Here is a 26,995-nt window from a genome sequence, read left to right as displayed (position 1 = left end):
GCCACCTCACCCACCGCGCCAGCCGCACATCCGCCGCAACCCAACGCGCTAAAATCCCCGCATGACCACGCATGACCTCCCCCTCGGCCGCCACGTCGACTACCCGCGCGAGTACGACGCCTCGCTGCTGTTCCCCATCGCCCGCGCGCTCGGCCGCGCCCACATCGGCCTGCACGACGACGCCCTGCCGTTCGTCGGTTTCGACCGCTGGCACGCCTACGAACTGAGCTGGCTCGACGGCCGCGGCAAGCCGCGCGTGGCCACCGCGACGCTGACCGTGCCGGCCACCTCGCCGCAGCTGATCGAATCCAAGTCGCTCAAGCTCTACCTCAACTCCTTCAACTCGACCCGCTTCGACGACGCCGAAACCGTGCGCACTACCATCGCCGGCGACCTCTCGGCCGCCGCCGGGGCCCCGGTCGAGGTCGCGTTCGGGCTGCCGTCCATCGGAAACCACGATGGCGCCGAATCGATCGACGAGCTGGACGTGGCCATCGACGACTACGGCCCGCCCAACGCCGACCACCTGGCCGCCGACGCCGGGGACATCGTCGAGGAAGCCCTCGGCAGCGCCTTGCTCAAGTCCAATTGCCCGGTCACCGGACAGCCCGACTGGGCGCGGGTGATCGTCGCCTATCGCGGTCCGCGCCTGGACCGCGCGGCGCTGCTGCGCTATCTCATCTCGTTCCGCGATCACGCTGAATTTCACGAACAATGCGTCGAACGCATCCATTCGGACCTGCAGCAACGCGCCCAGCCGCACTGGCTGTCGGTGGAAGCGCGCTACACCCGCCGCGGCGGGCTGGACATCAATCCCTGGCGCGGCAGCCGCGGGCTGCAACGGCCGGCGGCCGGTCGCGACGAACGGCAGTAATCGCTTCGGCACGGCGCCTACACACGGCCTGTGCCAAGCGGATCAGCGGGAATTCGCTCATTCAGTTTCGTCATGAAAGTTCACGCGGACGCTATGTCTTTTTAACAAGCGCCATGTCATGTTGCGTTCCGCCACTTCGGCAGGAGCCCTCAACCCATGACTACCCCGGATAAGAAAGCCGATTTTTCCGATGTGAACGTCAACGTCGACACCACCGCGCAAAAGGTCGAGAAAGCCGATTTCTCCGACGTCACGGTCAACGTCGATACCACGGCCGAGAAGGTCGGCGAGCAGACCTATACGGTTGAGAAGGGCGACACGCTCTCGCACATCGCCAAGCAGTTCTACGGCAAGTCGAGCCAGTGGAACGCGATTTTCGAAGCCAATCGCGACCAGCTCGACGATCCCGACAAGATTCAACCCGGCCAGGTCCTCAAGATTCCGGCCATCAACGACTAATCCGTCGACTGCGTTTCAACATCATCACTAGTCTTTGCCAGGAGAGATCCACCATGCTGATCCGCAATCGCACCCATTACGCCGTTGCCGCCGCTCTGGTCGCCGCGCTGGCCCTGGCCGGCTGCAAAAAGAAAGAAGAGCCGGCTCCGACGCCGCCTCCGGCCGCCGAAACCCCGGCTCCCGCTCCGGCACCCGAACCCGCTCCGGCTCCGGCCGCGCTGAGCGTGACCTCGGTGACCCTGGGCACCGCCGCCGGCGCCGACAAGAAGATCGCCGCGCCGACCACCGCGTTCAAGCCGGGCGACAAGATCATCGCCTCGGTCGCCACCGATGGCGCCGCGACCAACCAGGAAGTCTCGGCCAAGCTCGTCTACCAGGACGGCCAGACCGCCGGTGAGTCCAAGCAGACCCTCAACACCACCGGTGCGGAGACCACCAACTTCGAATTCGCCAAGGCCTCGCCGTGGCCGGCCGGTAAGTACAAGGTCGAAGTCACCGCCAACGGCGCGGTGGCCAACACCACCGAACTCGAAGTGAAGTAACCGACTCTCTCCGCCTCTATGGGCGGGCAAGCCCGGGGCGCGGCTCACTGCCGCGCCCCTTTTTTTTTGCGCCGCGGTCGGCGCTTGTAGATCACCGCGAACGGTTCCCTTCGAAGAGGGTAAGAGCATGCGGTTGCGAACCGCAGGTTCGCGCACGATCGAAGCCCGCAGGCTATGCGTGGTGGCCGGACGGGCCAGCAGATTCGCTTGTGCTCCCGCCGCTGCCGGCAAGGCAAATCCCGCCGCGCCACGATCGCCGGCGCGAAACGCACCTGCCTCGGGCGCCTGCCACTTTTGCAAATGGGGCGACGACTGACGCTTCCGCCGTCAACCCTCAGATCGCCGCGACCTGTTCCCCCCTTTGAAAAAGGGGGGCTAGGGGGGATTTGCTCCTGCTCCGCTCCCACCAGCAGCGATCAGCATCACCGCACCGCGCCTCAACCGCCCGGAAATTCCCCATCCACATACAACCAGCGCCCGTCGACCCGCACGAACCGGCTGACCTCGTGCAGGCGCACCGCGGACCCGCCACCCACCCGGTAGCGGGCGACGAATTCGACCACTGCGGTCTCGCCGCCGGACCGATGCCGCTTCACCTCCAACCCCAGCCAGCGCATCGACGGGTCGAAGCCGAGTTCCGCCGGGCAGGTTTCGGGGTGCCAGCTGGCCCGCAGATACTCCAGATCGCCCAGCGCATAGGCGCTGTAGCGCGAGCGCATCAAGGCCTGCGCGGTGTCCGCGGTCGCGGCCCCGGCATGCAGGCGTTCGCAGCAATCGGCGTAGCGGCGCGAGGGGTCGCAGGGGCAGGTGTCGGGCAGGGCGATGCGGGCGGTCATCGGCGTATTTTCAGCGCAGACACGCCGCTGCGACTACCATGCGCGTCCCCACCCGTTGCCAGAGCCCCGCCATGAAAGCGCCCGCCTACCTCGACGACGACCAGATCGAACGCCTGGCCGACCTGCTCGACCAGCGTGCCGTGCCCTACAAAGGCTTCAACCTGGAGGCGCTGGACGGCTTCCTCTCGGCCCTGGTGGTCGGCCCCGAGCAGCCCGCGCCGGAGCTGTGGCAGCCGGCCGTCTGGGGCGGCAAGGAGCCGCGCTGGAACGACGACGCCGAGACCGCGCAGGTCCAAGCCCTGCTGACCGGCCACTGGAACATGGTCAGCGCGCGCGTGCGCTACGGCGACGACGACCTGCCCGACCACCTGGCGCCGCTGCTGTGGCTGCCGGAGGAACCCGAGACCGAACAACCCGACGAACTCGATGTCGGCCGCGACTGGGCCTTCGGCTTCTTCCGCGGCGTCGAGCTCAACGAAGCGACCTGGGACAAGTGGCTGGACGAGAACGACTGGATCGACGATATCTTCGGCCTGTTCGACCGCCTCGCCAGCGGCGAAGTGCTCGCCGAAGACCCGACCGCGCCGGCGACCCCGATCAGCTACCGCGAACGCCTGGAGATCGTCGCCGGCCTGCCCGGCATGCTGGCCGACCTGCACCACCACCGCATCGAAGCGCTGACCCCGCGCGAACCGCTGCGCCGCGTCGAGACGCCCGACCGCAACGATCCATGCACCTGCGGCAGCGGCAAGAAGTACAAGAAGTGCTGCGGGGCCTAAACGTCCTACGCCCCACCTACCGAATTTCCCCCCTTTGAAAAGGGGGGCCAAGGGGGATTTGCTGTTGCCGTTGCTCCTGAAAAACAAATCCCCCGCACTCGCTTCGCGAGCGCAGTCCCCTTTTTCAAAGAGGGCAATGTCAAAGGCCGCAGCTCCTTCCGCCTGACGTCGAGCCGCGGTTTCTTCCGCCCAACACCAAAGACACGCCCTTCCTTCCCGCTGCCGCGCCGCGGACAATACGCCTCCCGTCCCCGCTGCCGCCCGGCGCATGTCTACCCATCCCTGCCTGAGCTGCGGCGCCTGCTGCGCCCACTTCCGCGTCGCCTTCCACTGGAGCGAAACCGACGCCTTCGACGGCGGGACGACCCCGAGCGCGCTGACCGAAACCCTCAACCCGCACCGCGTGGCGATGCGCGGCACCTACGGCGGCCAAGCGGTGCGCTGCGAACAATTGCGCGGCGACATCGGCGCGGACGCGCACTGCGGCATCTATGCACTGCGGCCTTCACCGTGTCATGCGCTCAAGCCTGCGTGGGAAGACGGGGCGCCGAGTCCGCAGTGCGACAAGGCGCGGGTGGCCTACGGATTGCCGGCGCTGACTCCCGAGCAGTGGAAGTGATTCAACCATCTACGGACGCCTGAGCCGACACTGGCCCATGCGTCGCATCGCTCAAGCCGACACCGTACCCACCGATTTTTCGATACGTCGGCCGTCGCGGGTTTCGATGCTGACCATACAACCATCGGCAGTCCTGCATTGGCCGCGAAACACGAAGACAATGCGCGCCCATGCCAGCGACGATGGATCGATGGCTTCTTTCATGAGCAGCTCGACAAACTTCACTCGCAGATGCGGTCTGTCCTCGTACGGCTCATCGTCTTTACTGCGGTCACCGATCAGAACGACACCGATCCGCGCCGCTCCCGTGCGCCGCTGTTCCAGTTCGCGCTCGGGCGCGTCGCCGCAGAGTCCGCTCAACGCATGTTGGGCAAAACTATGGGCGACGCTACGAAGTCGTTTTACACCAGACATGAGCGGAGCCTCGTCGGAGCGCATCGCGTATAGGCCGTGCGAAACACGATACAAATCATCGCGTGCTGTGAGCGGCGGGTAACCCGCGGAGATCGCCGGCTGATGAGATACAACGCTTTATCGGACTCGACTCATTCATCGGCGTCGCAATCCGCCTTGACGGTAGCGATCAGATGCGCGCCGAACCGCGGCACAGAGATCAGACGCAGAGCTGGCTACCACACCAAGGCAAACCCCCTGGCGTTGGCCAATACGGCACGATGGCCCTGGGCAATACCGCCACGCTGCAGCGACCGGTAATCGGATCCGAAGCAGCCACGAATCAAATCGTTCAGCGATTGTCGTGACGACGTCTTGCTCAGATCGCCGAATATTCCGTGAAAGTCGAGAGTATAAGAATCGTCCACTCCGCACGCGCGTATGCCGATGCCACGTTGAAACGGCGTCAATCGTGGATACCCGTCCACGTCCTCGGCCCAGATGCGAATATCGCTCAGGGGTCTGCGCAAGGTGAATATCCAGATGCCGTATCGACGCAACACATCACCCCCCTTGGCGAAACTCATTTCGCTTCGCCGTATGCAAATGTACCGGTGCGCTCATCCAGGCACTCGACACGAAGCCGTTTCATCTGGCGTGCGCCCCTCACTCGCCCCGCGGCAGCCCACAATGCAGGCACTTACCCGACAACGGCCACCAGATCAGATAAAACAGCAGCGAGAACGGTTTGCGACAACGCGGGCAAGCGAACCACAGCAGCCGCACCATCACAACGCAGAAGGCCAGCGCCCACGCCACGCCGATAAGCACGGTGATCCACACGCCCGCATCGCCCAACAGCGACGGCAGGATCATCATCAGCATCGATAACAGCGCGAAGCCGCCGGCCCAGACGCTCAGGAACCAGATCCAGCGTGCGCGGTAGTCGCGCCATGATTCGGCGTGCGTGGTGGGTTCGGTCAAGTCGGCGTCCTCTGCTATGGCCGGGGCGCGATGGCGACCACCGGGCTCCTGTCGGAACGATAATCAGCGCGCCATGCCGGCGCAATCGCCGCAATCGCCGCAATCGCCGCGACCGGCCGCTCCGCACAGCGTGCGCGTTCACGGCCCGCTGGAACACAGCCGCCCCAAACCCGCACTTTGCCTCGCCCCGCCCGAACCGCGACAATGGCGGGCCGGGTCGCAGCGCCATCGCGTCCCGCAAGCACCCTGCTCCGCCCCGTGCGCCCGCGCACGGTGGCCCCACTGGAGATCGTAATGACCGAGTTCGTAGCGACGCCGCCCGCAGGCGGCGCCAAGATCACCAAGACCCCGACCGGCCTGAATGTGCCGGATCGCCCGATCATCCCGTTCATCGAAGGCGACGGCACCGGCCCGGACATCTGGCGCGCTTCGGTGCGCGTGCTCGACGCCGCAGTCGCCAAGGCCTACGGCGGCAAGAAGAAGATCGAGTGGCTCGAGGTCTATGCCGGCGAGAAGGCCAACAACACCTACGGCACCTGGCTGCCCGACGGCACTGTGCAGGCTTGCCGCGACTACCTCGTCAGCATCAAGGGTCCGCTGACCACGCCGGTCGGCGGCGGCATCCGCTCGCTCAACGTGGCCCTGCGCCAGATGCTGGACCTGTACGTGTGCCTGCGCCCGGTGCGCTGGTTCGAGGGCGTGCCCTCGCCGGTCAAGAAGCCCGGCGACGTGGACATGGTGATCTTCCGCGAGAACACCGAGGACATCTACGCCGGTATCGAATGGGCCGGCGGCAGCGCCGACTCGCAGAAGGTCCTGGACTTCCTGCAAAAGGAATTCCCGCAAGCGTTCGACAAGATCCGTTTCGGCACCGCGCAGAAGAACGCGGCGTGGCTGAAGGAAATGGAAGCCGTCGGCGCGCCGGCGCGCGAGCTGCCGGTCGAAGTCGGCATCGGCATCAAGCCGGTCAGCCGTCTGGGCACCGAGCGTCTGGTCCACAGCGCGATTTCCTACGCGGTCGAGAACAAGCGCAAGTCGGTGACCCTGGTCCACAAGGGCAACATCATGAAGTACACCGAAGGTGGCTTCCGTGATTGGGGCTACCAGGTGGCGCGCGACTACTTCGGCGCGGTCGAACTCGACGGCGGTCCGTGGCACGTGATTCCGGAAGGCAAACCGGGCGCCGGCCTGATCATCAAGGACGCGATCGCCGACGCCTTCCTGCAGCAGATCCTGCTGCGTCCGAAGGAATACGACGTCTCGGCGACCTTGAACCTCAACGGCGACTACCTGTCCGACGCGCTCGCCGCGCAGGTCGGCGGCATCGGCATCGCGCCGGGCGCCAACATCAACTACGTGACCGGCCACGCCGTGTTCGAGGCGACCCACGGCACCGCGCCGAAGTACGCCGACCTGGACAAGGTCAACCCGGGCTCGGTGATCCTGTCGGGCGAGATGATGCTGCGTTACCTGGGCTGGACCGAAGCGGCCGATGCGATCATCGCCGCGATGGACAAGGCGATCGCCAGCAAGCGCGTGACCTACGATTTCGCCCGTCTGATGGACGGCGCGACCGAGGTCAAGTGCTCGGAGTTCGCCGACGAGATCATCAAGCACCTGTAATCGGGCGCTGCGATCGGGTTCGTGCAAAGGGGCGCTTCGGCGCCCCTTTGTTTTTTACGCAACCGCATCCGGGCCCCGTAGGAGCGGCGCAAGCCGCGACCGCGACATCGCGCTTGCGTCGTAACTGTGATGTCGCGGTCGCGGCTTGCGCCGCTCCTACAGGGTGCGCGGGATCGCGCACCAACAAAAAGGCCCGACGAATGCCGGGCCTTTCGCATGCGACCGTCGCCGTCGGCGCTCAGCGCATATACGGCGCTTGCTCGTTCTCGACCTGCTTGCGCTGGATTTCCTCGACCTTGGCCCGCTCTTCCTCGGCGGTCATGCGGTGCTTGGGCGCGATGTTCGGCTCGATCAGGCGCATCCAGCTGCGGGTGATCTGCTTGCTCTCCTCCTGGCAACGCAGCGCGCGCGCTTCGGGCAGGCGGCCGCTGGTCACGATGCGCAGGTACTTGCCCGGATTGTTGCCGTAGACCATGCACTGCAGGTTGAAGAAGCGCTGCGCGCCGACCGAATGCTCATCGGCGTAGGTCGCCATGTCGTGCTGGCCGTTGTCGGTCATCAGGAAGAAGTTGGAGGCCAGCTGCAGCTTCTGCGCGATGTCGCCCTGCGATTCGTCGGCGCTGACGAAGGACAGCATCAAGGTGGTCGCCAGCTGGTCGACCGCGTCTTCCTCGCGGCCGGTCGAGGGCAGGTCGAGCATGTCGACCAGGGCGTGGCCGGTTTCGTGCAGCATCAGGAAACGCAGGTTGGCCATCAGATAGTCGAGCTGATCGCGGGTGGTGCCGCCGTTGGCTTCGGCGATCGCCGCGCCCTGGCGCACCAGCAGTTCGAGCATCTCGTAGCACAGCACGATGTCGCCCTTGTCCTTGGCGTAGAAGGCGTTGACCGTGCCGCATTCGGCGGCGATGAAATTGATCGGCCGCGGCAGGGTCAGCCAACCGTCGAGCTGGTTGACCTCGGGCAGGTGCTTGAGCACATCGATCTCGCGCGCCATGTTGTACATGGCCAGCAGGTCGGGATTGCGCGGGGATACGTACTGATAGGTGAAGTGGGTGCCGTCGGCCTTTTCTTCCGGCGTCTGCGCGGCGACCGGCGCGATTTCGGCCTCCGGCTTGGGCGCTTCGACCGGCTTGGCCGGCAGCGCGGCGGCGGCCTGCGCCAATGCGGCGGGCGCGGCGACCTGCTGTTTTTGCCAAGTGGTGTAGCCCCAGATCGAACAGACCGCGATCAGGGCCGCCGCCAGAATGCCGATGATGATCTTCTGTACCATGTGAGTGGCTCTTGTCAGGAATGACGCGGGATACGGATCCCGATTGCGAGCGCACAAGACACGGACGACGACGGATGCCTGCGATGCCATCCGAACAGGAATATCCTGCCGGAGGCGCGCTGCCGGGCCTATCCATCGGCGCTTGCTGCGTCCCTGCACCGTCGGAGCGGATGGTACCCCGATATTTCCGTGCATTGCATCGGTTTTCTGCCGGCGGCGACGCACAACGGCATGTACGGCGAAGTCTGCCGCAGGCGGCTTGGATCCTGGTCTGTGGGCGCGGCGGTGGTCGCGCTGGAGTGCCGCCTGGCCGGGCGGGCGGGCGCGCCGGACGGTCAGCGCATCGGTATCGGGATGATCACCACGACGGCGTTTTCGCCGTAGAGAATCGACCGGTTCGACTCAGCAATCGTTGTTGTCGTACTGGGTCTTCTCCAACGCGTCTTCCATCTGCTCGCGTTTTTTCTCCGGCAGCGCGGCCTTGCGCAGTTCCACCGGCAGCAACCGCTCGCCGTCAGGGCTGATCCATCGGCCGCGCAAGCGGCCGTCTTTCTCGCTCAGCATCATCGCGCCGCTGATGCCGGTGCCCAGGCCGGACTCGACCAGGGCCAGATGGCCTTTGCGGTCGGCACTGGCCTGCAACTGCAACCATTTCGACGCGCCGTCGTAACGGTAGATCGCGCTGAGCAGGCGGCGGTCGGCGCCGCACGGCAGGGGCTCGCTCTTCAGGTACAAGGTCACCGCACGCGCGCCGACGCGGCCGGTGTACAACGTGCCGGTGGGGCCGTCACGGCCCTCGACGTTCCACGACGGCGTGGCGGCCAGCGCCGGCAGCGCGGCGCAAGCCAGCGCGAACGACAACATCGGGTTCGGGCGTTTGCCGGGCGCGCGGGTCTGAGCGGTCATGATGGTTTCATCGGTAATGAAGCGGAGCCCTGCTGGCCGCGAGCATGCCATAGCCGTCGCGCACTGGTCTTACACTGCGGCCATGTCCGCCTCTCTCGCCGATCCGGCCCGTCTGGCCGAAGCCGCCGCCATCGCGAACCAGATCCGCGATGCCTTCGCCGATTACCACGCGCGCTTCGCCGCGATCACCCGGCGCGCGCAAGGCCGCTTCGAGCGCTGCGACTGGAACGGCGCGCGCGAGGACGCGGTCGAGCGCATCGAGTTGTACGACCGCTGCATCGCCGAGGCCAGCGACGCGCTTCAGGCGCGCCTGGGCGAGCATGCGCGCGAACGCGAGCTGTGGGCCGACGTGCACGCCGCGTATGCGCAGGCGGTGGCGCCGCTGCTCGACGGCGAGCTGTACAAGACCTTCTTCAACACCCTGACCCGGCGCTTCTTCAAGACCCGCGGCGTCGACCCGGCGATGGAGTTCGTCGCGCTCGACATCGAGCCCACCGACTCGATCACCCATCCGGTGGCGCGCCACAGCTACGCGGTGTCCGAAGACCGGTTGGTCGAGACCTTCATGCGCGTGCTCGACGACTATCCCTTCGCCGTGCCCTACGCGCACCGCACCCGTTGCGCGGCAGGAATCGCGGTGCGCCTGCAGGACGACCTGCAGCACTGGGGCCCGCATCCGGTGCGCGCGGTCGAGCTGCTGAATACGGTGTTCTACCGCGAACGCCGCGCGTATCTGATCGGCCGGGTGTTCGGCGAGCGTTCGTTCTCGCCGTGCGTGATCGCGCTGGTCAACGATGACGGAGCGCTCAAGGTCGATGCGGTGCTGACCTTGCGCAGCGAGGTCGTGCAGTTGTTCAGCTATTCGCGCAGCTACTTCCACGCCGACCTGGGCACGGTCGGCGATGCGGTGGTGTTCCTGCGCACGCTGCTGCCGGGCAAGCCGATCGACGAGCTCTACACCGTGCTCGGCCGCGCCAAGCAGGGCAAGACCGAACGCTACCGCACCTTCTTCCGTCAGTTCGCCGCGCAGCCCGGCGAGCGCTTGATCCACGCCGAGGGCGAGCGCGGCATGGTCATGGCGGTGTTCACCCTGCCGAGCTATGCGCTGGTGTTCAAGATCATCCGCGATCGCTTCGCCTACCCCAAGGACGTGGCGCGCGAGGAAGTGGAAGCCAAGTACTCCCTGGTCTTCCATCACGACCGGGTCGGCCGGCTGGTCGATGCGCAGCCGTTCCGTTTCCTGCGTTTTCCGCGCGCGCGCTTCGCGCCGGAGCTGCTGGAGGAATTGCTGGACACCTGCGCCGGCAGCATCAGCCAGGACGGCGAGGATCTGGTGCTGCACCTGTGCTACGTCGAACGCCGGCTGCGACCGCTGAACCTGTACGTGCGCGAGCAGACCGCCGAGGCCGCGCGCGCGGCGGTGATCGACTACGGTCAGGCGATCCGCGATCTGGCGCTGAGCAATATCTTCCCGGGCGATCTGTTGCTGAAGAACTTCGGCATGTCGCGGCACGGGCGCGCGATCTTCTACGACTATGACGAACTGTGCCTGGTCACCGACTGCCGCTTCCGCCCGGTGCCGGCGCCGCGCAATCACGAAGAAGAGATGGAATCGGGCGCGTGGTTCTACGCCCACGGCAACGACGTGTTCCCCGAACAGTTCCCGCGCTTTCTGGGCCTGTCGCCGCCGCTGCTGGGCGCGCTGATGCACGCCCACGGCGAGATCTTCCGGGTGGAGTGGTGGCAGCAGGTGCAGGCCGGGCTGGTCAGCGGGCAGCGCAACGACGTGGCGCCGTATCCCTCGCAGAGGCGGTTGCCTTGAGGGCGGGGATTGGGAAGTCGGAAGTCGGAAGTCGGAAGTCGGAAAGGGCGTACTTACCTGCCGTCATTCCCGCGAACGCGGGAATGACGATCTGGAAAGATGTCGCTGAAGGCTCCGGATATTCGGCTGCGCCGAAGTAAAGCGGAGCGCGCCTTCGCGGGAATGACGACCTGGAAAGATGACGCTGAAGTCGCTGGATGTTCGGCTCCGCCGAAGTAAAGCGGAACCCGCCTTCGCGGGAATGACGATCTGGAGAGATGACGCTGAAGGCTCTGCACACATCGCTCCCGGCTCACCGATCAAGCACACCCACGCGCATCGCAATCGACCTCAACCTTCGCCGTCTCGCTTGGCCACAGGCGCAGCCAGGTGCGCCAGATGGCGCCACTCGAGGCCTGAGGCCGGCGTGAGGCGGCGGCCGGGGCAGGTTCGGTGCGGGCCGCAGCTGGCGCCGGAGCGGCCTCATCGTCCGCATCGCGCGGATCGACGAAATGGCCGTGCAGGAACATCAGGTTCTTGTAGATATTCATGGCCGAGTCTCCTGGCGGTTCGAGCCGCCCCTCCGGCTTGAGCGAAGGGGCTGGCCTATTGAGTGATTCGCAAGTTACGCTCGCCCGAATCGGCAAAAAAGCGACACGTTTGCAAGCCAGTCTTGAATCAGGTTGTAGGCTGGACCCGATCCGATGCCGTTCCCGGTAGCCGCCATGGACCCACCGCGATGAACCGACCGCCGCTGCACGCCCTGCTGGGTTTCGCCACCGCCGCGCGTACCCAGAATCTGACCCGCGCGGCCGAGCAGATGCACCTCACCGTCAGCGCGCTCAGCCACCAGATCCGCACCCTGGAAGAACGCCTGGGCCGGCGCTTGTTCGAACGCGGTCCGCGCGGGGTCAGCCTGACCGCCGACGGCGATCGTCTGTTGTCGGTGGTCGCGCCGCACCTGGACGCGCTGGACCACGCGCTGCGTCCCTACAGTCCGCGCCGCGACGACGTGCTGACCCTGAGCCTGATGGCCTCGATGGCCTCGTCCTGGCTGGTGCCGCGGCTGGGCGGTTTCGTCGCGCTGTATCCGCAGTTGGAATTGAATCTGTTCTCGTCCGCGGCGCTGGTCGACTTCGACCGCGAACCGGGCATCGACGCGGCCATGCGCGGCGGCTACGGCCGTTGGCCGGGCCTGGTGATCGAGCATCTGTTCGACGAAACCCTGGTGCCGGTCGCCAGCCCGGCCCTGGTCGAGCGCATGGGCGGCATGCCGGCGCAGGAAGATTTGCATCGCTGGCCGCTGCTCGGCGATCTGTCCACTTATTGGCAGGACTGGTTCGACCGCTACGGCGGCAAACGCCCGGCCCGTTTCGTCGCTCACTTCGACGATTCCGAAACCATGCACCGTGCCGCGGTCGAGGGCCTGGGCGTGGCGCTGGGGCGGATGGCGCGCACCCGGCTGCTGATCCGCAACGGCCAGTTGCTGCCGCTGAGCCAGGGCCGGCTCAAGATCGATTGGGGCCATTACCTGGTGTACCCGCAGCGCTCGGTCGATCACGCCGGCCTGGAATCGTTCCGCACCTGGCTGCACGAACAGGCGCGCGCTTACGTCGATCAGATGGAGTCGGATCTGGCCACTCGCGTCGTCGCCAGCCTGGACGAGGGCGATTGCGGAAAACCCGCATCCGCGACGGCCAAGGCGCAGCGTAAGAAACGCTGAACACGCCGCACCCGGCACGGTGACCTTGTCCCGAAAGCTGAACGCTTGCGGTAGGCTGGCGCCCTCCCCGAACGACACGGAGTCCGTTGCATGGAACGACAACGCCTTGCCCGATTGCTGCTCGCCACGTTGCTGCCTAGCCTGGCGGTAGCCGCGCACGCCCAGGAAACCGCTGAGCAAACCAAACCCGCCGCACAAGCCTCTGCCGAGGCTGCCGCGAAGGCGGACGCGGCCAAAACCGCAGCCGGCACGAACACCGCGGTCGAAGCCGCGCCGGAAGCGAAAGCCGAGGTCCAGGCCGAAGCCAAGCCGGAAGTGAAGGCCGACGCTCAAGCCGAAGCCAAACCGGAAGTGAAGGCCGACGCTCAAGCCGAAACCAAGCCAGAAGTGAAGGCCGAAACCAAGGTCGAGGCCAAACCTGAGCCGAAGCCCGAAGCGAAGGTCGAGACCAAGCCCGAGCCGAAGCCCGAAGCCAAACCCGCCGCGCAAGCCGCGCCCAAGGCCAAGCCCGCGCCGGCCGCGCGCGAAACCGCCGCCGCCGGCTCGCTCAAGAGCGCGGTTGCCGGCAGCTGGCGCGATCCGGACAACGTCGCCCGCGACGGCTATCGCCATCCCGTGGAAACGCTGACCTTCTTCGGCCTCAAGCCCGAGCAGACCGTGGTCGAAATCACCCCGGGCGGCGGCTGGTACTCGGAAATCCTCGCGCCGTATCTGGCTCAGAAGGGCCGGTACATCGCCGCGGTGGTCGACCCGGACACCCAGACCCAGACCAGCTCGCGTGTGTACTACACCAAGGGCAAGACCTCGCTGGAGCAGAAGTTCGCCGCCTCGCCGGCGCAGTACGGCAAGGTGGTCGTAGCGCCTTACGACTCCTACAAGCCGGCCTTCGGCGCGAACGCCTCCGCCGATCTGGTGCTGACCTTCCGCAACGTGCACAACTGGCGTTCGGCCGGCCAGGCCGAGGTGATGTTCAAGGGCTTCTTCGATGTGCTCAAGCCCGGCGGCGTGCTCGGCGTGGTCGAGCATCGCGCCAAGACCGACGTGCCGGCCGACGACAAGTCCGGATACGTGGGCCAGGCCCAGGTGATCGCGCTGGCCGAGGCGGCCGGCTTCAAGCTGGAAGGCAAGAGCGAGATCAACGCCAACCCGCGCGACACCAAGGACTATCCCAACGGTGTGTGGACCCTGCCGCCGGTCAACAAGCACGACGCGGCCGACGACGCCAAGTACAAAGCGATCGGCGAAAGCGATCGCATGACCTTGAAGTTCCGCAAGCCGCGTTGATCGCGGCGACCGTCGCGATGCATCGGCCCTGACCGATGCATCGCGGTGGCCGGTGCGCGCGCCGCATCCGGCCCGGCTTTACCGCCGCACGATCGAGCCCCCGACCGCGCCATGCTGATCGCCTTGAACAAGCCCTACGGCGTGCTGTCGCAATTCACCGATCGCAGCATCCCGCCCAAGCCGACCCTGGCCGACTTCGGTCTGCCCAAGGACGTCTATGCCGCCGGCCGCCTGGACCACGACAGCGAAGGCCTGTTGTTGCTGACCGACGACGGCGGTCTCGCCCACCGGCTCACCGATCCCAGGCACAAGCAGCCCAAGACCTACTGGGTGCAGGTCGAAGGCGAACCGGGCGAGGAGCTGCTGCAGGCGCTGCGTCGCGGCGTGCGACTCAACGACGGCCCGACCCTGCCGGCCCAGGCCGAACGCATCGACGCGCCGGCGCTGTGGCCGCGATATCCGCCGGTGCGCTTTCGCAAGACCGTGCCCGACGCGTGGCTCGCCATCACCATCAGCGAAGGCCGCAACCGGCAAGTGCGGCGGATGACCGCGGCGGTGGGACTGCCGACGCTGCGCTTGGTGCGGGTGGCGATCGGGCCGCACCGGCTCGGCGATCTGCCGACCGGACAGTGGCGCGCGCTTTAACCTCGCCCGACCGAGCCTCTCTCCCGCAGACGGGAGAGGGGTTGGGGTGAAGGCCGCTCAGGGCGGACAGTGCCGCCGGGCTTCTTCGAAAGTGCGCACTTCCACGCCGTTGCAATGCGGCATCGGCACTACGCAGTCGAGGTACGGACGCGCCAGCCGGCGCGACTCGGCCTTGCTCGCGATCTGCACCGGCGCGGTGGTGCCGGCGCTGGCCACGCAGCGATCGTGCTTGGCCAGCACATAGTCCCGGCACGGCGCCGGCGCGAGTTCGGTCCGGCCTTGTTCGCGGGTGTCGCACGTGTTCAATGCGGCCTCGCGCCAGAGCTCGTAGAACTCGCGCTTGGGAATGGGCCGCTGGTCGACGGTCGCCAGGCTGTACTCGGACGCCTTGGATCCGAACCAATGCAGGTAGGCGAACCCGGCAGCCGCGGCCAGGGCAAGCAGAATCAGGAATCGTTGCATGCGGGTCCGGCGGCGCTCGGCGCTGAGAGGGCAGACATTCTCGCGTCTGGATGCGATTTGCGCGAGCCCGGCTGTTTCCGCATCGACACCACACCGGCAGGCCGATGTTGCAGCCGCGCCGAAGCCGCCTCACCCGGTCGCCAGCCCCCCGCGCCGCCGCTATTCGGCTCGCGCGCACACCGATTCTGCGACTTCCGTCGCAGGAATGGCGCCAATCGCCAAGCGTCCTGAGAAATCGACCCGATTTGATCCCGGACCAAGGCTGGCGGCCACCCCGCCCCGGCCCTAGCGTCACCGATTAGCTACGCGCCTGGCGCTACGCCACCGCGGTCTGCTCATCGGAGGAGCCCGACCCATGTACACCCTGCGTTCGCTGTCCCTCGGCATCGGTCTGGCGGTCAGCGCCGGCACCGTCTACCTGCTGTCTCCGCCCACCCCGGCCGACGCCGCCAGCCGCGTCACCGCCGCCGCCGACACGTCCAGCTTCGAACAAGTCCCGCCGGCGCTGGACGGCATCACCATCACCTCCACGCCGCAGTCGTCCGAAGGCAACGCCCTGCTGCAGTTGCAGTACGCCAAGGGCCAGGACCTGCCGGCCGAGATTCCGTTCAACGTCGACGGCAAACCGGTGCTGCTCAAGCGCGACGACAAGGACCCGCAGCTGTACCGCGCCGGCATCGCCTTCGATTTCGAATCCTTCGTCAAGGAACAGGAAGAACGCCAGCGCGAAGCCGGCGAGAAGGACACCGCGCTCGAGTTCGACGGCCGCCTGATGATCGCCGAGGAGCCGGTGCGCTTCCTCGATCCGGAACAGCTGCGCAAGCAGATCTCCGCCGGCGCAGCGATCCAGATTCCGCGCCCCATCATCTTCGGACCGCTGCGCCGGGTGCGTCCGGAACGCTCGCTGATGGTGGTCTCCCCGGACGTGGTCGAAGACCCGATCCGTACCTTCGACGCCTGCACCAACGCCGGCAATCCCAACGGCGCATGGACCTTCAACCGGCTGATGACCAACATGGCCAATCAGCCGCTGACCGGGGTCGACCCCTCGGACTTCGTCGAGAACTGGCTGCGCACCTGGGGCACTTCGACCAGCGTCAACACCTTCCCGGTGCCGGCGCGCACGCAGGTGATCAATCAAGTGCTCAATACCTGGCCGCGCCTGACCAGCGGCAAGCTGGACCTGGCGCGCTCGCCGATGCGCTTGCTGGCCATCGTCAACCGCGTCGACCTGCGCACCAATTCGGCCTACGGCGGCGGCAGCGCCGGCGAAGGGCGGTTCGTGTTCGGCGTGATCCGCCGCAACACCAACGGCTCGTGCACCCAGCACCGCTTCACCGTGATCCTGGAGTACGGCGTGCCGATCAACGGCTGCCCGGCGGTACGCAGCTACGCGCAGCAGTGGGGCAACCTGGGCACGATGGTGCTGGGCTCGCCGAGCTACAACTCGGCCCTGCAGGCGCTGACCGACCAGTTCACCTCGGCCAACGCCGCGCCGCGCAAACCCAACGCCAGCGCGATCAACCAGATCCGCACCAACGAGTTCCTGCAGAACCCGTGGGAGCTGCGCGAGTTCAACATCGTGCGCGGCAGCAACCAGCTGTCGATCGTGCCGGCCAAGCAGACCCCGCATCACAGCTTCAACAACTCCACCACCACCAGCTTGCTGGCGACCTTCATCAACAACAACCAGGCCGCGGTGCTGGCCGAGCAACACGTGGTGCCGCTGAGCTACCTGGGCACGCCGTTCCTGACCGGTTCCTCGCTCAATCCTTCGCCGCAGCAGGCCTGGCGCCATCCGGCCATCGCCAACAACGACGCGCGCAACAAGTTCTCGCTCAACACCTGCGATGCCTGCCACGGACGCGAAACCCAGACCGGCAGCTTCCTGCACGTCGCGCCGCGTTCCTCCGGCGCGCAGGCGGCGCTGTCGCAGTTCCTGATCGGCAACCAGCCTGGCGCGAGCCTGGCCACGCCGACCCAGTACACGATCCCCGATGCGATGGTGTCGTCGACGTCGCGCAACTACGGCGGCGATCTGCGCCGTCGCCAGACCGATCTGGCGGCCTTGCAGAACAGCCTGTGCCGGGCCGGCGGCGTTTTCCACGAGGCGCATTTCCTGCCGCTGTCGGCGACGCACTGAAGTCGCCAGTTCGCCACGCAAGGAATCGGGCGCCCTCGGGCGCCCGATTCGCATGCGCCGCCCGAGCCGCGTTCGTGCGACCTAGTCCTCGAAGCGGCTGACGGCGTCGCGATCGTGCTCGTACGGCTTGACCTGCGGAAACGGCGGCAGCCAGGACTCGCGGCGGACCGTCCACAGTTCGTAGGTCGGTTTCAATTGGTCGGGGGCATCCAGCGCGCCCAGGTTCACTTCGACTTCGTCCGCGCTGCGGCCGAACACCGACGAACCGCAGCGGGGGCAGAAAAACCGCCCGCCGTAGTGGCCGGTTTCGCCCTCGATCGTCACCGCTTCTTGCGGGAACACCGCGGACGCGTGGAACAGCGCGCCATGATGTTTGCGGCAGTCCAGGCAGTGGCACATCCCGACCCGGTACGGGCGCCCGGACGCCACGATTCGAACGTTGCCGCACAGGCAACCGCCGGTGAATCGGTCCATGTTGGGTCTCCTGTGAAATCGAGCGGCGACCGGCGCTGAAACCTGCAACGCGGTCGCCGCCGTTATCGGGCCACCATTATCGAGATTGCCGCGGCCCGGCAATGGCGCCGCGTCGCGGTCCGCGGCCTCAAGCGCCGGCGGCGGGTTTGTCCGGCGGCGCCACCGGCACCGAATTGGCGCCGGGCCGGCTCAACAGCAACACGCCGCCGAGCACGACCGCGGTGCCGACCAGCTGGATCAAGGTGATCGACTCGCCGAGCACCCAGGCGCCGAGGAACACCAGCGACACCGGCCCGATCACCGAGAACTGCGCGGCGGTGCCCGCGCCCAACCGCGCGACCGCGGCCATGGTGAAGGTCACCGGCAGGAAGGTGCAGAACAAGGCATTGGCGGCGGCCAGGGCGTACACCTGCCACGGCAGGCCGAACAGCGCGGCCGGATCGCGCGCGATCAGGTAATGGATCAACACCGCCGCGGTCGACACCAGCATCGCGTAGGCCACCAGCTGCAGCGACCCCAGGCGCTTGACCAGCTCGCCCGACATCGCCAGATACAGCGCATAGCTCACCGCCGCGCCGAGCACCAGCGCGCTGCCCAGCAACACATGCTCGCCCTGCACGCGCAGGTTCTCGACCATCACCAGCACCACTCCGGCATAGCTCACCGCCAGGGCGATCCATTCCTTGGCCGCGACCTTGCGCTTGAACGCGAACAGGCCGATCAGCAGCACGATGGTCGGATTGAGGAACAGGATCAGCCGTTCCAGCGACACCGGAACGTATTCCAGCCCCCAGAAATCCAGCAGGCTCGACAGGTAGTAGCCGAGCACGCCCAACACCACGATCAGGCCCCAATCGCGCCGCGACGGCAGCGCCCGGCGCGCGCGTGCGCGGCGGGTCTCGCGCACGCCCAGCAGCGCGAACAACGGCAGCGAGAAGGCCATGCGCAAGCTCAGCACCTGCAGCGAGTCCACGCCGTAGCGGTACTGCAGCTTGGCCAGGATGGCCTTGGCCGAAAACAGGATCGCGCCGGCCGCGGCCATGGCGATACCCAGGCGGCGGGCGTGGTGGACGGTGGTGGCGGGAGCGATGGCGGCGTTCATGGGCGATCGGTGGTTCGGATCGGGCAGCCTAGAGCGGAATGCGCCGGCGCGGCAGAGGCAGTCGCCGTGTCGATGCGCCGGTACAGATGGGCGGCGCGCGGCTCAGCCGCCGGCGCTGGCGCGGTCGAGCGCGGCGATCTCGTCGGCCGCCAGACCCAGCCGCGTCGCGCCCAACAGCTCGCGCAACTGCGCCACGCTGGTGGCGCTGGCGATCGGCGCGGTCACCGACGGCCGCGCGATCAGCCAGGCCAGCGCGACCTGGGCCGGTGTCGCGCCGTGCGAGGCTGCGACCTCGTCGAGCGCGGCGAGGATGCGCAGGCCGCGCGCGTCCAGGTACTTCTCCACCGAACCGCCACGTGCGCGGCTCTTGTCCAGGTCGGCACGGCCGCGGTACTTGCCGGTCAGAAAACCGCTGGCGAGCGAGTAATAGCCGATCACGCCGAGCCCGCGTTCGCGCGCCAACGGTTCCAGTTCGGCCTCGAAGCCGGCGCGGTCGTAGAGGTTGTACTGCGGTTGCAGGGTTTCATAGCGCGGCAGGCCGAAGCGTTCCGACACGTCCAGCGCCTGGGCCAGGCGCCCGGCCGAATAGTTGGACGCGCCGATGGCCCGCACCTTGCCCTGCTCGATCAGCCGCGCGAACGCGCCCAGGGTGTCTTCCAGCGGCACCGCCGGATCGTCTTCGTGCGCCTGGTACAGGTCGATGACCTCGGTGCCGAGCCGGCGCAGCGAGTCCTCGACCGCTGCCTGGATGTTGGCCGGCGCCAGCCCGCGTCGCGGCGCCCATTTGGCCACCTTGGTCGCGATCACCACCCGCTCGCGGCGCCCGCCGCCCTGGGCCAGCCAGCGGCCGATCAGGGTTTCCGATTCGCCGCCGACATTGCCCGGCGCCCACACCGAATACACATCGGCGGTATCGACCAGGGCGAAGCCGGCCTCGGTGAAGGCGTCGAGCAAGGCGAAGGTGGCGGCCTGATCGGCGCTCCAACCGAAGACATTGCCGCCGAAGGCCAGCGGGGCGACGGACAGCGACGAACGGCCGAGCGGACGCAGGTTCATTGCAGTTTCCTTAATGCGCAGGTGTTCATGATGCGCCGCCGCAAAAGCTTCAGTCATGCCGAATTTGCAACATCGACTGGCTGATTGCGGCCCGTCGTCGCACTGGCGTGAATGATTCAGTTTTTCCGTCGACCGTCCCGCCTTTGCGTGAAGGTTTCTGTTAACTTTCCACACGATTTCCACGCGGTTCACGTATGCGAATTTGACGTGAAATTCGTAGCGATCCAGCGCCTCTACGGGGATTTACAGGACGTATGAGCACACCCGCGACATCCACCGGCCGCATTCTCGTCGTCGACGACCAGGCCGCGAACCTGCGCGTGGTGACCGCCCTATTGTCCCGCCAGGGCTATGAAGTGGTGTCGGCCTCGACCGGCGACGAAGCCCTGAGCCTGTATGCCGCCTCGCCCCCGGACCTGATCCTGCTCGACGTGATGATGCCGGGCATGGACGGCTTCGAAGTCATGGAAGCTTTGCGCGCCGGCTCGCCGTTGCGCGTGCCGGTGGTGTTCGTCACCGCCGCCCACGACCGCGATCTGTTGTTGCGCGCCTTCGACGCCGGCGTGGTCGATTACGTCACCAAGCCGTTCCTGCCCGAAGAACTGTTGGCGCGAGTCAACGCCCATGTGGGATTGAAGCTGACCCGAGACCGCCTGGAACGCGTCGCGCGCGAGCGCGAGGAACTGGTCAACCTGGTCGCGCACGATCTGAAGAACCCGCTGACCAGCGTGCTGTTCGCCAGCGACCTGTTGATCAACAACGGCTGCAAACCCGAGCGCGTGCCGCGCTATTTGCAGATGATCCACGAGAGCGCCGACGATGCGCTGGGCTATATCCGCCATTACCTGGAAAGCCAGGCCGGCACCCGCGAACGCGCCGAACAGACCGGCCGCGCCGATCTGGCCGAGACCCTGGACTGGCTGGTGCGCCGCTACGAGATGCAACTCGACGCGCGCGGCATCCGCGTGGAAGTGCTGCCGCCGGCCAACGGCATCGCCCGGGTCGCGATGGATCCGCGCGTGCTGCGCCAGGTCAGCGAGAACCTGGTGACCAACGCGATGAAGTACGCGCCGGGCAGCGACCTGACCCTGGCCGCGCGCAACAGCGCGCCGGGCTTTTGGCAACTGATCGTCGCCGACCGCGGCCCGGGCATTCCGGTCGCGCGTCAACGCGAATTGTTCAAGCCGTTCGTGCGCCTGCACGACGAGGAAATCGACGACGGCCTGTCGAGCGGCCTGGGCTTGTCGCTGGCCAAGCAGATCGTGGTCAATGCCGGCGGCCAGCTGTGGTACGAGGAGCGCAAGCACGGCGGCTCGCGTTTCATCATCGAACTGCCCGAGGCGGTGGGACACGACCATTCGGACACCGCCCCGGCGGAGTAGCGCCGCACGACGCCGCTCCCCTGCTCCCGCTTGCGGGAGCAGGTGGCTCGAAGCGCCGGATGAGGGTGCGAGCCGCGATTGGCCCCGCGATGCCTATCCCCTCGCGCGTTCGGTGCCGCGCCAGCCAGCGGCATAGGCGCGGTCTCTTGCCCGAAAGCGGGAGAGAGCCCAGCCGATGAAAGCATCGCGCAACCCCGAAAAAAGCGAAGGCCGGCATCGCTGCCGGCCTCGCGCTCATCGTATCGCCGCTGATGGTCGCCAGCGCGAGCGAAACGGCATCAACGCCGATCCGCCTGCGCGTTCGCGATCACTCCGTCGTCTCATCGCCGCCGTTGCGGCTGCTGCGACGGCGTCGCGGCTCGGCGCGTTCGGCGCGGCGCGCATCGATGCGGCGCGCGCTGCCTTCGATCGCCTCGCCGCCTTCGGCTTGTTTGCGGGCCTTGCGGCGCGCTGCGGCGTACCACAGCAGACCGGCACCAGCGACGGCGGCCACCGCGACCACCGGATTGCGGCGGATGAAGCCGCCGGCAGTGCGCGCACCGGACTTGACCACGCCGAGCTTGGCGCCGGTTTCCAGCCAACGGCCGGCCTTGGGCGCGGCCTCCTTGAGATTGGCGCTGATCGCGTGCACCAGTTCCAGCGCGCGGTCGGGCAGGGATTCGAACTTGCTCATCGTGTCGGTCCTGGACAGGAGAAACGGGCTTCAGTGTCGGCGCGCCACCGTTGAAATTCTGTGAGCGCAGGCGCAACGGACTGGCTGGGGGCTGAATGTAAGCATGGACGAGGGTACGTTCGCCAGCGCACGGAGGTGGCGCGTCAGGGGCGATGCATCGCGATCGCGAGCAGCGACGTTGTTTGTTTGTCGCGGTCGCGGCTTGCGCCGCTCCTACCGTCGCCCATGTAGGAGCGGCGCAAGCCGCGACCGCACCAATCCAACTGCGTCGGAACTTTCAATCAAGCGCACTTGATTTCCAGCTCACGTTGGTAAAAAAACGCCCGGCCAAGCCGGGCGTTTTCGCGAACAGAGCAACCGCTGCGACCGTCAGCCCGCATCCTTGATCTGGAAATTGCCCGGCAGCGCGGTATTGCGGTCGTCGCCCCACATCATCATCGACACGAAGTCCTCGCAGCCGGCCTGGCCGCTGCGCGAGATCGCAGCGAACACGTCGTCCGGGGTCTTGGCGATGGCGATCTTCTGGGCCAATTCGGTCGGGTTCGGCGTCACCTGGCCGGAGTCCAGATCGCGCAGACGCTGGCCGCCGTGCTCCTCGCCGCCGAGGTTGCCCACGCTCTCACGGGCGCGATCGCGCAGCGACATCAGGTCCGAGTCGGTGAACTTGAACTGCAGGTGCTGGTTGCCGTCGAACTGCTTGTTGAGCTCGCTGGGGTGATAGGACGAGTTGAAGTACGAGGCGGCGGCATCGCTGGTGTTGGGCAGCACCAGGGTCCACTGGGTGGAATTCTCGACCGGCTTGCCGTCGGCGCCGACCTGGAACTGGATGTCGGTGGTCTGGCCCATCGACTGGTAGCTGTTGGTCTGATCGACCGTGCCGTCCTGCCAGACATTGCGGGTGATGGTGAGCTGGCTGCTGTTGCCCACGCCCACCGACAGCGGACCCAGGTCGATGCCCAGGCGCGCGGCGTGTTCGGCGTTGAACACCTCGGTGGTGCCCGAGCGCTGCACGCCCGGCGGGTTCCAGTCCGGCACCTTGCCGCCGCTCATGAACGCCTGGTAGGCGTCGCGGCCTTCCTGCGTGGACAGATCGATGCGCGCGGTCTGCAACTGGCGGGTTTCGCTGCTGGTCTCCACGCTCAGGCCGATCGAGTAGGAGCCGACCTTGCCCAGGCCGAACATGGTCGCGTTCTCCACGGTCTGCATCGGGCCGGCGTAGACCTCCACCACGTTGGGCTCCACCTTGCGCACGCCGAAGCCTGCGCCGTCGAGTTCGGTGTGGGTGCCGCCGATGCCGACGATGGACTTGTAGTTCAACGCGAAATCCGAACCGGTGAGGTTCTGCCCGCGCATCAGCACCGAAGTGCCCTCGGGCATGGCCACCGGATCGAGCGGGTTCGGCATGGCGGTCGCATCGCCGTCGGCGAGCCGCGCGCCCTGCTGCGGCGTCACCGTGGCCTCATAGCTCAGCCGGCTGCCCTCGAATCCGGTGATGTGGCCGGAGACCGGCAGCCCCTTGACCACGTTCTTGAGCAGCTTGGAGCTGTCGACCAGTTCTTTGACGTTCGGCGGCACCCGGCCGAGCATGTCGGCGATGCCGTAGAGCTTCTGCAACGGCGTCTTGCCGACGTCGGCGCCGGCTTCGGCCTGCACCTGCACCGAGGCCTTGAACTGCTGGGTCCGCTGGAAATCCACGCCGGTCTGGACGTCCGAGAGCTCGACCTTGCCCTCGACGGTGACGCCGGCGTTGACCCGCGCGGGAATGAACGAAGGCGTGCCGACGCCGGCCACCGGCATCTGGTAGCTCACCGCGGTGCCGGGATTGATCGCATAGGACAGCACGTCCGGCGGCATCAGCTTGAGCAGCTCGTAACCGGAGGCGATCTGTTCCGGCGTCGCATTCACCGGCAGCTGCACGCCGAGAGTATCCAGCGCAGTGCGCATGGTCTGCGGCGGCAGCGCGGACACTTCGGCCGGGTCGGCGGCGGTCTTCTGGGCGGTCAGGTACGCCGGCACTTGCGTCGGCTTGTCGGTGGCTTCGCCGACGATGCGCTGCAGTTCCTTGACGTAAGGGTTGCTGTTGAACGAGTCGCTCGACTGTTGGTATTCGTAGCTGGCGGTGGCGCCGTTGAGGCCGCTGTCGCGGAAGTCCTGCCACTTCGGCTCCATCCGGTCCAGCGCCGCCTGCGCCTCGGTGCGGCGGGTGTTGTTGAACTCGGTGACGCGCGGCCCGTAGATCGACTGGTACACGGTCGAGGGCATGCTCGAGGACAGGTCGTCGTTCTTCGGCAGCGGCAGGTTGTGGATCGAGTTCACCGCCTCTTCCGGCGTCTTGGCATCGGCGGGCTTGGCCGGCGCGGGCGTGGGCGGCGGTGCCGGCGCGGCCTCGGGCGTGGGCGCGGCCTGCGGCTTGGCGGCCGCGTCGAGTATCGCCTGCCGGTCTTCCGGCGGCAGGTTCCTCAGCATCTGCCAGTTGACGCCGCTCACTCCGCTCATCGCAATTCCCTCGTCGTGGATAGGAGGACGCCACGCTGCGTCCAGGACGCCACGATAGAAGCGCGCGTTCAGGCGCGAAACTGGGGCCAACCCTAGACCTGTATGTCCAGGCGACGAACGCGTCGCGCCGCCCCGTCGGGCCCGGCCCGCCGCCGCCCGCCAGCGGGCCGGCCATGACGCGGCGCACCGCGATGCGCGCCGCCGCAGCGCCCGGATTCGCCGCAGCGCGCACTCCCCGGGTGACTGTCGTCGCGGAACCGAACACTGCCCCCGCAAACCGCGGCGGTCAGCACTTGCGCGACAAGCAAATGCAGTACAAGAGCGGCGCGGGAATTTTTAATTCTCATGGGGATGACGAACATGAATGAATATTCCGTCCGTCGGTCGGATCGCAATCAGCCGTGGTGGTCGCCGCTGTCGTTCGCCGTAGTCGCCGCACTCAGCCTGGCCGCCTCGGCCGCCCAGGCCCAGGCCGCGCCCGAAGACCGGGCCCTGGCTCAACGCCTGCAGATCCAGGAGTCGCTGGAGCGGGTCGATCGTCAGCTGTATGTCGCTTACTTCCGCCAGGCCTATGCGCGTTACCCGTCGATCCCGGCCGGGACCCTGGAATCGGTGGCCTATGTGATGAGCCGCTGGCAGCACCTGCGTCCGCGCAGCGACAGCTACGGCGAGCAGCACCAGCACATGCCGCAGGCCTACGGCGTCATGGGCCTGTACCACGGCGAGGGCTTCGCCGATCAGGTCGGCGAGGGCGCGCGTCTGCTCGGCGTGCCGGCCGCGCGCGTGCAGCGCGATCCGCTCAGCAACATCCTCGCCGCCGCGGCCTTGCTCGATCGCGAGCTGCGTGCCGACCGCGTCGATGCGGCCTCGCCGGTGGAAGGCACCCGCGCAGCCTTGGAACGCTATGCGGGGTTCGCCCCGGGCCAGGCCAAGGGCGCGGTGCAGTCGCATGCGCGCGCCAGCTTCGCCTTCGACGTGCTGTCCGCGCAGGACAAGGGGGTCAACGACCGCGGCATCGTCGTGCCCGAGCGCGCGGTGGCCTGGGAGCGCGCCTTCGATGCGCGCGCGCTGGTGCGCTTGCGCGCGCCGTTCGTGCGTTTGGACGTGACTCGCGACCAAGTCGAAACCGGCCGCCTGAATCCCGCCCAAGGCGAGGCGTTCGCGATCGATCCGGTCAGCGAAACCTTGCAGGCGCCGGTATCGAGCGCGGCCGACGAAAAAAGCACCGACTATCCGCCGGCGCTGTGGGTGGCCTCGCCCTACCACTCCACCCGCACGTCTTACGACTCGGTGACCATCCACACGATGCAGGGCTATTACGCCGGCAGCATCTCCTGGTTCCAGAACAATCCCAACAGCGTCAGCGCGCATTACCTGATCCGCAGCTCCGACGGCCAGATCACCCAGATGGTGCGCGAGAACCGCGCGGCCCATCACGTCGGCGTGCACAACAAGACCACTTTGGGCATCGAGCACGAAGGCTTCGTCAACAACGCCAGCTGGTACACCGCGGCGATGTACAACGCCTCGGCCGCATTGACCCGACACTTCTGCGCGACCTACAGCGCGATCAGCTGCGCCAGCGCCTACAAGGGCCCGGCCGGCAGCGGCATCAACGTGTTGCCGGCCAGCGTCAAGGTCAAAGGCCACCAGCACTACAGCAGCCAGACCCATACCGATCCGGGCATCAACTGGGATTGGGCGCGCTATTACAACCTGCTCAACCCCGGCAATCCGCCCGGCGGCGGCAGCGTGATCGACAACTTCGAGAGCACGGTCGGGCATTTCGACACCTCGCCCGCGTATTCGGGCAGCACCACCGGCATCGCCGCGGCCTCGTTGTCCGAGCGCAACTGCACCACGCGCAAGAACGGCGAATGCTCGCTGCGCGTGCTGCTCAAGGACGACACCGCCAGCGCCGACGCCTGGGCGGTGCGGTTGTTGTCGGGCAGCGGCAATCCGGGTAGCAACGCCGCGGTGACCCGCGCCAACGGTAAGGTCGGCGTGTGGGTGTACACCGGCGCCACCGGCATGAGCGCGGCGATCGGCATCGACGACAGCGACGGCACCGAGCGTTCGGTGAGCCGCGCGATTCCGGCCAATGCCTGGACCTACCTGGAGTGGAGCCTGACCGACGACGCGCAGTGGGACGCCTGGGTCGGCGGCGCCGACGGCGCGATCACCGCCGCGTCGGTGAAGCTCGATGCGGTGTGGTTCTACCGCGACCAGACCTCGTTCGACGTCAACGTGTACCTCGACGATGTGCAAGTGAAGAACTGAGGGGCGAGCGCGCAGGCCGCAATCCCGCAGCGGCCTGCGCGCTTTTTATCGAGGCTGTGAGGTGAGCGAGGGTTCTTGTCGGAGGTCTGTTGTGGGAGGGCCTTCAGGCACGACGCCTTTCGATCCGCGACGACGCAACTGCGATGCGACCGGCCGCGACGAGTCGGGCCTGAAGGTCCTCCTACAAAG

Annotated in this window: 26 protein-coding genes and 1 pseudogene; 14 read left to right on the top strand and 13 right to left on the bottom strand. The window is 67.0% G+C overall.

From position 1 onward, the window contains the following. Positions 1-61: 61 nt before the first annotated feature. The 3 genes from queF (at position 62) to ACTOWJ_RS11055 (ending at position 1,875) form a co-directional block, all read left to right on the top strand. Positions 62-874, top strand: coding sequence for an NADPH-dependent 7-cyano-7-deazaguanine reductase QueF (gene queF, locus ACTOWJ_RS11065; RefSeq protein WP_441334659.1), 813 nt, complete (start codon positions 62-64; stop codon positions 872-874). Between the two features lie 156 nt (positions 875-1,030). Further along, positions 1,031-1,333, top strand: a complete 303-nt coding sequence (locus ACTOWJ_RS11060) for a LysM peptidoglycan-binding domain-containing protein (RefSeq protein WP_441334658.1) — start codon at positions 1,031-1,033, stop codon at positions 1,331-1,333. Positions 1,334-1,386: 53 nt separating this feature from the next. Next, the gene (locus ACTOWJ_RS11055) at positions 1,387-1,875 is read left to right on the top strand and encodes a hypothetical protein (protein WP_441334657.1); all 489 of its coding nucleotides are present in this window, start codon (positions 1,387-1,389) and stop codon (positions 1,873-1,875) included. A gap of 437 nt (positions 1,876-2,312) precedes the next feature. On the opposite strand, the gene ACTOWJ_RS11050 is transcribed toward ACTOWJ_RS11055, so the two are convergent. Continuing rightward, on the bottom strand, positions 2,313-2,711 hold the full coding sequence (locus ACTOWJ_RS11050) for a YchJ family protein (protein ID WP_441334656.1): 399 nt from the start codon (positions 2,709-2,711) through the stop codon (positions 2,313-2,315). 71 nt (positions 2,712-2,782) lie between these two features. Here ACTOWJ_RS11050 and ACTOWJ_RS11045 point away from each other — a divergent pair, with 71 nt between their 5' ends. Both ACTOWJ_RS11045 and ACTOWJ_RS11040 read left to right on the top strand, forming a co-directional pair. Continuing rightward, positions 2,783-3,490, top strand: a complete 708-nt coding sequence (locus ACTOWJ_RS11045; RefSeq protein WP_441334655.1) for a UPF0149 family protein — start codon at positions 2,783-2,785, stop codon at positions 3,488-3,490. 268 nt (positions 3,491-3,758) lie between these two features. After that, positions 3,759-4,109 carry a YkgJ family cysteine cluster protein gene (locus ACTOWJ_RS11040; RefSeq protein WP_441334654.1) on the top strand — a complete coding sequence of 117 codons (351 nt, stop codon included), beginning with the start codon at positions 3,759-3,761 and terminating at the stop codon, positions 4,107-4,109. Positions 4,110-4,160: 51 nt separating this feature from the next. On the opposite strand, the gene ACTOWJ_RS11035 is transcribed toward ACTOWJ_RS11040, so the two are convergent. The 3 genes from ACTOWJ_RS11035 to ACTOWJ_RS11025 all read right to left on the bottom strand — a co-directional run bounded on the left by ACTOWJ_RS11035 (position 4,161) and on the right by ACTOWJ_RS11025 (position 5,486). Next, positions 4,161-4,547 (bottom strand): hypothetical protein, encoded by a 387-nt coding sequence (locus ACTOWJ_RS11035; protein WP_441334653.1) that lies wholly within the window; start codon positions 4,545-4,547, stop codon positions 4,161-4,163. 191 nt (positions 4,548-4,738) lie between these two features. Next, a complete protein-coding gene (locus ACTOWJ_RS11030) occupies positions 4,739-5,089 on the bottom strand; it encodes a hypothetical protein (protein ID WP_441334652.1) in 351 nt (116 codons plus the stop codon). A gap of 79 nt (positions 5,090-5,168) precedes the next feature. After that, positions 5,169-5,486 carry a hypothetical protein gene (locus ACTOWJ_RS11025; RefSeq protein ID WP_441334651.1) on the bottom strand — a complete coding sequence of 106 codons (318 nt, stop codon included), beginning with the start codon at positions 5,484-5,486 and terminating at the stop codon, positions 5,169-5,171. A gap of 294 nt (positions 5,487-5,780) precedes the next feature. Here ACTOWJ_RS11025 and icd point away from each other — a divergent pair, with 294 nt between their 5' ends. Beyond that, a complete protein-coding gene (gene icd, locus ACTOWJ_RS11020; protein WP_441334650.1) occupies positions 5,781-7,109 on the top strand; it encodes an isocitrate dehydrogenase (NADP(+)) in 1,329 nt (442 codons plus the stop codon). Positions 7,110-7,347: 238 nt separating this feature from the next. Here icd and ACTOWJ_RS11015 read toward each other — a convergent pair whose 3' ends face one another. Further along, positions 7,348-8,379, bottom strand: a complete 1,032-nt coding sequence (locus ACTOWJ_RS11015) for a DUF4344 domain-containing metallopeptidase (RefSeq protein WP_441334649.1) — start codon at positions 8,377-8,379, stop codon at positions 7,348-7,350. A 189-nt stretch (positions 8,380-8,568) separates the two neighbouring features. Between ACTOWJ_RS11015 and ACTOWJ_RS11010 the strand changes: the two genes are divergently transcribed. Continuing rightward, positions 8,569-8,763 carry a hypothetical protein gene (locus ACTOWJ_RS11010; protein ID WP_441334648.1) on the top strand — a complete coding sequence of 65 codons (195 nt, stop codon included), beginning with the start codon at positions 8,569-8,571 and terminating at the stop codon, positions 8,761-8,763. An 18-nt stretch (positions 8,764-8,781) separates the two neighbouring features. Here the strand turns inward: ACTOWJ_RS11010 and ACTOWJ_RS11005 are convergent, their stop codons facing one another. After that, the gene (locus ACTOWJ_RS11005) at positions 8,782-9,285 is read right to left on the bottom strand and encodes a hypothetical protein (protein ID WP_441334647.1); all 504 of its coding nucleotides are present in this window, start codon (positions 9,283-9,285) and stop codon (positions 8,782-8,784) included. Positions 9,286-9,367: 82 nt separating this feature from the next. On the opposite strand from ACTOWJ_RS11005, the gene aceK reads away from it, so the two are divergent. Next, entirely contained in the window at positions 9,368-11,107 is a 1,740-nt protein-coding gene (gene aceK / locus ACTOWJ_RS11000; RefSeq protein ID WP_441334646.1) for a bifunctional isocitrate dehydrogenase kinase/phosphatase, read from the top strand. A gap of 299 nt (positions 11,108-11,406) precedes the next feature. Here aceK and ACTOWJ_RS10995 read toward each other — a convergent pair whose 3' ends face one another. After that, on the bottom strand, positions 11,407-11,637 hold the full coding sequence (locus ACTOWJ_RS10995; protein WP_441334645.1) for a hypothetical protein: 231 nt from the start codon (positions 11,635-11,637) through the stop codon (positions 11,407-11,409). 188 nt (positions 11,638-11,825) lie between these two features. Between ACTOWJ_RS10995 and ACTOWJ_RS10990 the strand changes: the two genes are divergently transcribed. The 3 genes and pseudogenes from ACTOWJ_RS10990 to ACTOWJ_RS10980 all read left to right on the top strand — a co-directional run bounded on the left by ACTOWJ_RS10990 (position 11,826) and on the right by ACTOWJ_RS10980 (position 14,738). Next, positions 11,826-12,809, top strand: a complete 984-nt coding sequence (locus ACTOWJ_RS10990; RefSeq protein ID WP_441334644.1) for a LysR substrate-binding domain-containing protein — start codon at positions 11,826-11,828, stop codon at positions 12,807-12,809. Between the two features lie 483 nt (positions 12,810-13,292). Beyond that, a pseudogene (locus tag ACTOWJ_RS10985) lies at positions 13,293-14,093 on the top strand (class I SAM-dependent methyltransferase); the annotation flags it as partial. 111 nt (positions 14,094-14,204) lie between these two features. Further along, on the top strand, positions 14,205-14,738 hold the full coding sequence (locus ACTOWJ_RS10980) for a pseudouridine synthase (RefSeq protein WP_441334643.1): 534 nt from the start codon (positions 14,205-14,207) through the stop codon (positions 14,736-14,738). 57 nt (positions 14,739-14,795) lie between these two features. On the opposite strand, the gene ACTOWJ_RS10975 is transcribed toward ACTOWJ_RS10980, so the two are convergent. Then, positions 14,796-15,200 carry a hypothetical protein gene (locus tag ACTOWJ_RS10975; protein WP_441334642.1) on the bottom strand — a complete coding sequence of 135 codons (405 nt, stop codon included), beginning with the start codon at positions 15,198-15,200 and terminating at the stop codon, positions 14,796-14,798. Positions 15,201-15,555: 355 nt separating this feature from the next. Here ACTOWJ_RS10975 and ACTOWJ_RS10970 point away from each other — a divergent pair, with 355 nt between their 5' ends. Further along, entirely contained in the window at positions 15,556-17,343 is a 1,788-nt protein-coding gene (locus ACTOWJ_RS10970) for a hypothetical protein (protein WP_441334641.1), read from the top strand. Positions 17,344-17,424: 81 nt separating this feature from the next. Here the strand turns inward: ACTOWJ_RS10970 and ACTOWJ_RS10965 are convergent, their stop codons facing one another. From ACTOWJ_RS10965 to ACTOWJ_RS10955, 3 genes are all read right to left on the bottom strand, one after another. After that, positions 17,425-17,817: a GFA family protein gene (locus tag ACTOWJ_RS10965; RefSeq protein ID WP_441334640.1), complete on the bottom strand. Its 393-nt coding sequence runs from the start codon at positions 17,815-17,817 to the stop codon at positions 17,425-17,427. Positions 17,818-17,944: 127 nt separating this feature from the next. Beyond that, a complete protein-coding gene (locus ACTOWJ_RS10960) occupies positions 17,945-18,919 on the bottom strand; it encodes a DMT family transporter (RefSeq protein WP_441334639.1) in 975 nt (324 codons plus the stop codon). Positions 18,920-19,021: 102 nt separating this feature from the next. Continuing rightward, positions 19,022-19,975 carry an aldo/keto reductase gene (locus tag ACTOWJ_RS10955; protein ID WP_441334638.1) on the bottom strand — a complete coding sequence of 318 codons (954 nt, stop codon included), beginning with the start codon at positions 19,973-19,975 and terminating at the stop codon, positions 19,022-19,024. Positions 19,976-20,229: 254 nt separating this feature from the next. Here ACTOWJ_RS10955 and ACTOWJ_RS10950 point away from each other — a divergent pair, with 254 nt between their 5' ends. After that, the gene (locus ACTOWJ_RS10950) at positions 20,230-21,357 is read left to right on the top strand and encodes a hybrid sensor histidine kinase/response regulator (protein WP_441334637.1); all 1,128 of its coding nucleotides are present in this window, start codon (positions 20,230-20,232) and stop codon (positions 21,355-21,357) included. A 307-nt stretch (positions 21,358-21,664) separates the two neighbouring features. Here ACTOWJ_RS10950 and ACTOWJ_RS10945 read toward each other — a convergent pair whose 3' ends face one another. Beyond that, complete coding sequence (locus tag ACTOWJ_RS10945) at positions 21,665-22,030, bottom strand: hypothetical protein (RefSeq protein ID WP_441334636.1); 366 nt, start codon at positions 22,028-22,030, stop codon at positions 21,665-21,667. A 369-nt stretch (positions 22,031-22,399) separates the two neighbouring features. Continuing rightward, positions 22,400-24,526 carry a hypothetical protein gene (locus ACTOWJ_RS10940; RefSeq protein WP_441334635.1) on the bottom strand — a complete coding sequence of 709 codons (2,127 nt, stop codon included), beginning with the start codon at positions 24,524-24,526 and terminating at the stop codon, positions 22,400-22,402. A gap of 360 nt (positions 24,527-24,886) precedes the next feature. Here ACTOWJ_RS10940 and ACTOWJ_RS10935 point away from each other — a divergent pair, with 360 nt between their 5' ends. Continuing rightward, positions 24,887-26,806: an N-acetylmuramoyl-L-alanine amidase gene (locus ACTOWJ_RS10935; protein WP_441334634.1), complete on the top strand. Its 1,920-nt coding sequence runs from the start codon at positions 24,887-24,889 to the stop codon at positions 26,804-26,806. The last annotated feature ends 189 nt before the right edge of the window (positions 26,807-26,995 follow it).

The sequence above is a fragment of the Lysobacter sp. CA199 genome, from assembly GCF_052078715.1.
Lineage (GTDB): Bacteria > Pseudomonadota > Gammaproteobacteria > Xanthomonadales > Xanthomonadaceae > Lysobacter.
Note: the sequence above shows the minus strand (reverse complement) of the source record. Positions and strands in the feature narration are given on the sequence as shown.

What these genes read in the sequence shown, in the direction of transcription:
- ACTOWJ_RS11035 (WP_441334653.1), bottom strand. Translation starts at nt 4,547, where the DNA reads ATGCGCTCCGACGAGGCTCCGCTCATGTCTGGTGTAAAACGACTTCGT.
- ACTOWJ_RS10955 (WP_441334638.1), bottom strand. Translation starts at nt 19,975, where the DNA reads ATGAACCTGCGTCCGCTCGGCCGTTCGTCGCTGTCCGTCGCCCCGCTG.
- aceK (WP_441334646.1), top strand. Translation starts at nt 9,368, where the DNA reads ATGTCCGCCTCTCTCGCCGATCCGGCCCGTCTGGCCGAAGCCGCCGCC.
- ACTOWJ_RS11015 (WP_441334649.1), bottom strand. Translation starts at nt 8,379, where the DNA reads ATGGTACAGAAGATCATCATCGGCATTCTGGCGGCGGCCCTGATCGCG.
- queF (WP_441334659.1), top strand. Translation starts at nt 62, where the DNA reads ATGACCACGCATGACCTCCCCCTCGGCCGCCACGTCGACTACCCGCGC.
- ACTOWJ_RS11040 (WP_441334654.1), top strand. Translation starts at nt 3,759, where the DNA reads ATGTCTACCCATCCCTGCCTGAGCTGCGGCGCCTGCTGCGCCCACTTC.
- ACTOWJ_RS10980 (WP_441334643.1), top strand. Translation starts at nt 14,205, where the DNA reads ATGCTGATCGCCTTGAACAAGCCCTACGGCGTGCTGTCGCAATTCACC.
- ACTOWJ_RS10940 (WP_441334635.1), bottom strand. Translation starts at nt 24,526, where the DNA reads ATGAGCGGAGTGAGCGGCGTCAACTGGCAGATGCTGAGGAACCTGCCG.
- ACTOWJ_RS10970 (WP_441334641.1), top strand. Translation starts at nt 15,556, where the DNA reads ATGTACACCCTGCGTTCGCTGTCCCTCGGCATCGGTCTGGCGGTCAGC.
- ACTOWJ_RS11030 (WP_441334652.1), bottom strand. Translation starts at nt 5,089, where the DNA reads ATGAGTTTCGCCAAGGGGGGTGATGTGTTGCGTCGATACGGCATCTGG.
- ACTOWJ_RS11045 (WP_441334655.1), top strand. Translation starts at nt 2,783, where the DNA reads ATGAAAGCGCCCGCCTACCTCGACGACGACCAGATCGAACGCCTGGCC.
- ACTOWJ_RS10945 (WP_441334636.1), bottom strand. Translation starts at nt 22,030, where the DNA reads ATGAGCAAGTTCGAATCCCTGCCCGACCGCGCGCTGGAACTGGTGCAC.
- ACTOWJ_RS10975 (WP_441334642.1), bottom strand. Translation starts at nt 15,200, where the DNA reads ATGCAACGATTCCTGATTCTGCTTGCCCTGGCCGCGGCTGCCGGGTTC.
- ACTOWJ_RS10935 (WP_441334634.1), top strand. Translation starts at nt 24,887, where the DNA reads ATGAATGAATATTCCGTCCGTCGGTCGGATCGCAATCAGCCGTGGTGG.
- ACTOWJ_RS10990 (WP_441334644.1), top strand. Translation starts at nt 11,826, where the DNA reads ATGAACCGACCGCCGCTGCACGCCCTGCTGGGTTTCGCCACCGCCGCG.
- ACTOWJ_RS10950 (WP_441334637.1), top strand. Translation starts at nt 20,230, where the DNA reads ATGAGCACACCCGCGACATCCACCGGCCGCATTCTCGTCGTCGACGAC.
- icd (WP_441334650.1), top strand. Translation starts at nt 5,781, where the DNA reads ATGACCGAGTTCGTAGCGACGCCGCCCGCAGGCGGCGCCAAGATCACC.
- ACTOWJ_RS11005 (WP_441334647.1), bottom strand. Translation starts at nt 9,285, where the DNA reads ATGACCGCTCAGACCCGCGCGCCCGGCAAACGCCCGAACCCGATGTTG.
- ACTOWJ_RS10995 (WP_441334645.1), bottom strand. Translation starts at nt 11,637, where the DNA reads ATGAATATCTACAAGAACCTGATGTTCCTGCACGGCCATTTCGTCGAT.
- ACTOWJ_RS10960 (WP_441334639.1), bottom strand. Translation starts at nt 18,919, where the DNA reads ATGAACGCCGCCATCGCTCCCGCCACCACCGTCCACCACGCCCGCCGC.
- ACTOWJ_RS11060 (WP_441334658.1), top strand. Translation starts at nt 1,031, where the DNA reads ATGACTACCCCGGATAAGAAAGCCGATTTTTCCGATGTGAACGTCAAC.
- ACTOWJ_RS11055 (WP_441334657.1), top strand. Translation starts at nt 1,387, where the DNA reads ATGCTGATCCGCAATCGCACCCATTACGCCGTTGCCGCCGCTCTGGTC.
- ACTOWJ_RS10965 (WP_441334640.1), bottom strand. Translation starts at nt 17,817, where the DNA reads ATGGACCGATTCACCGGCGGTTGCCTGTGCGGCAACGTTCGAATCGTG.
- ACTOWJ_RS11050 (WP_441334656.1), bottom strand. Translation starts at nt 2,711, where the DNA reads ATGACCGCCCGCATCGCCCTGCCCGACACCTGCCCCTGCGACCCCTCG.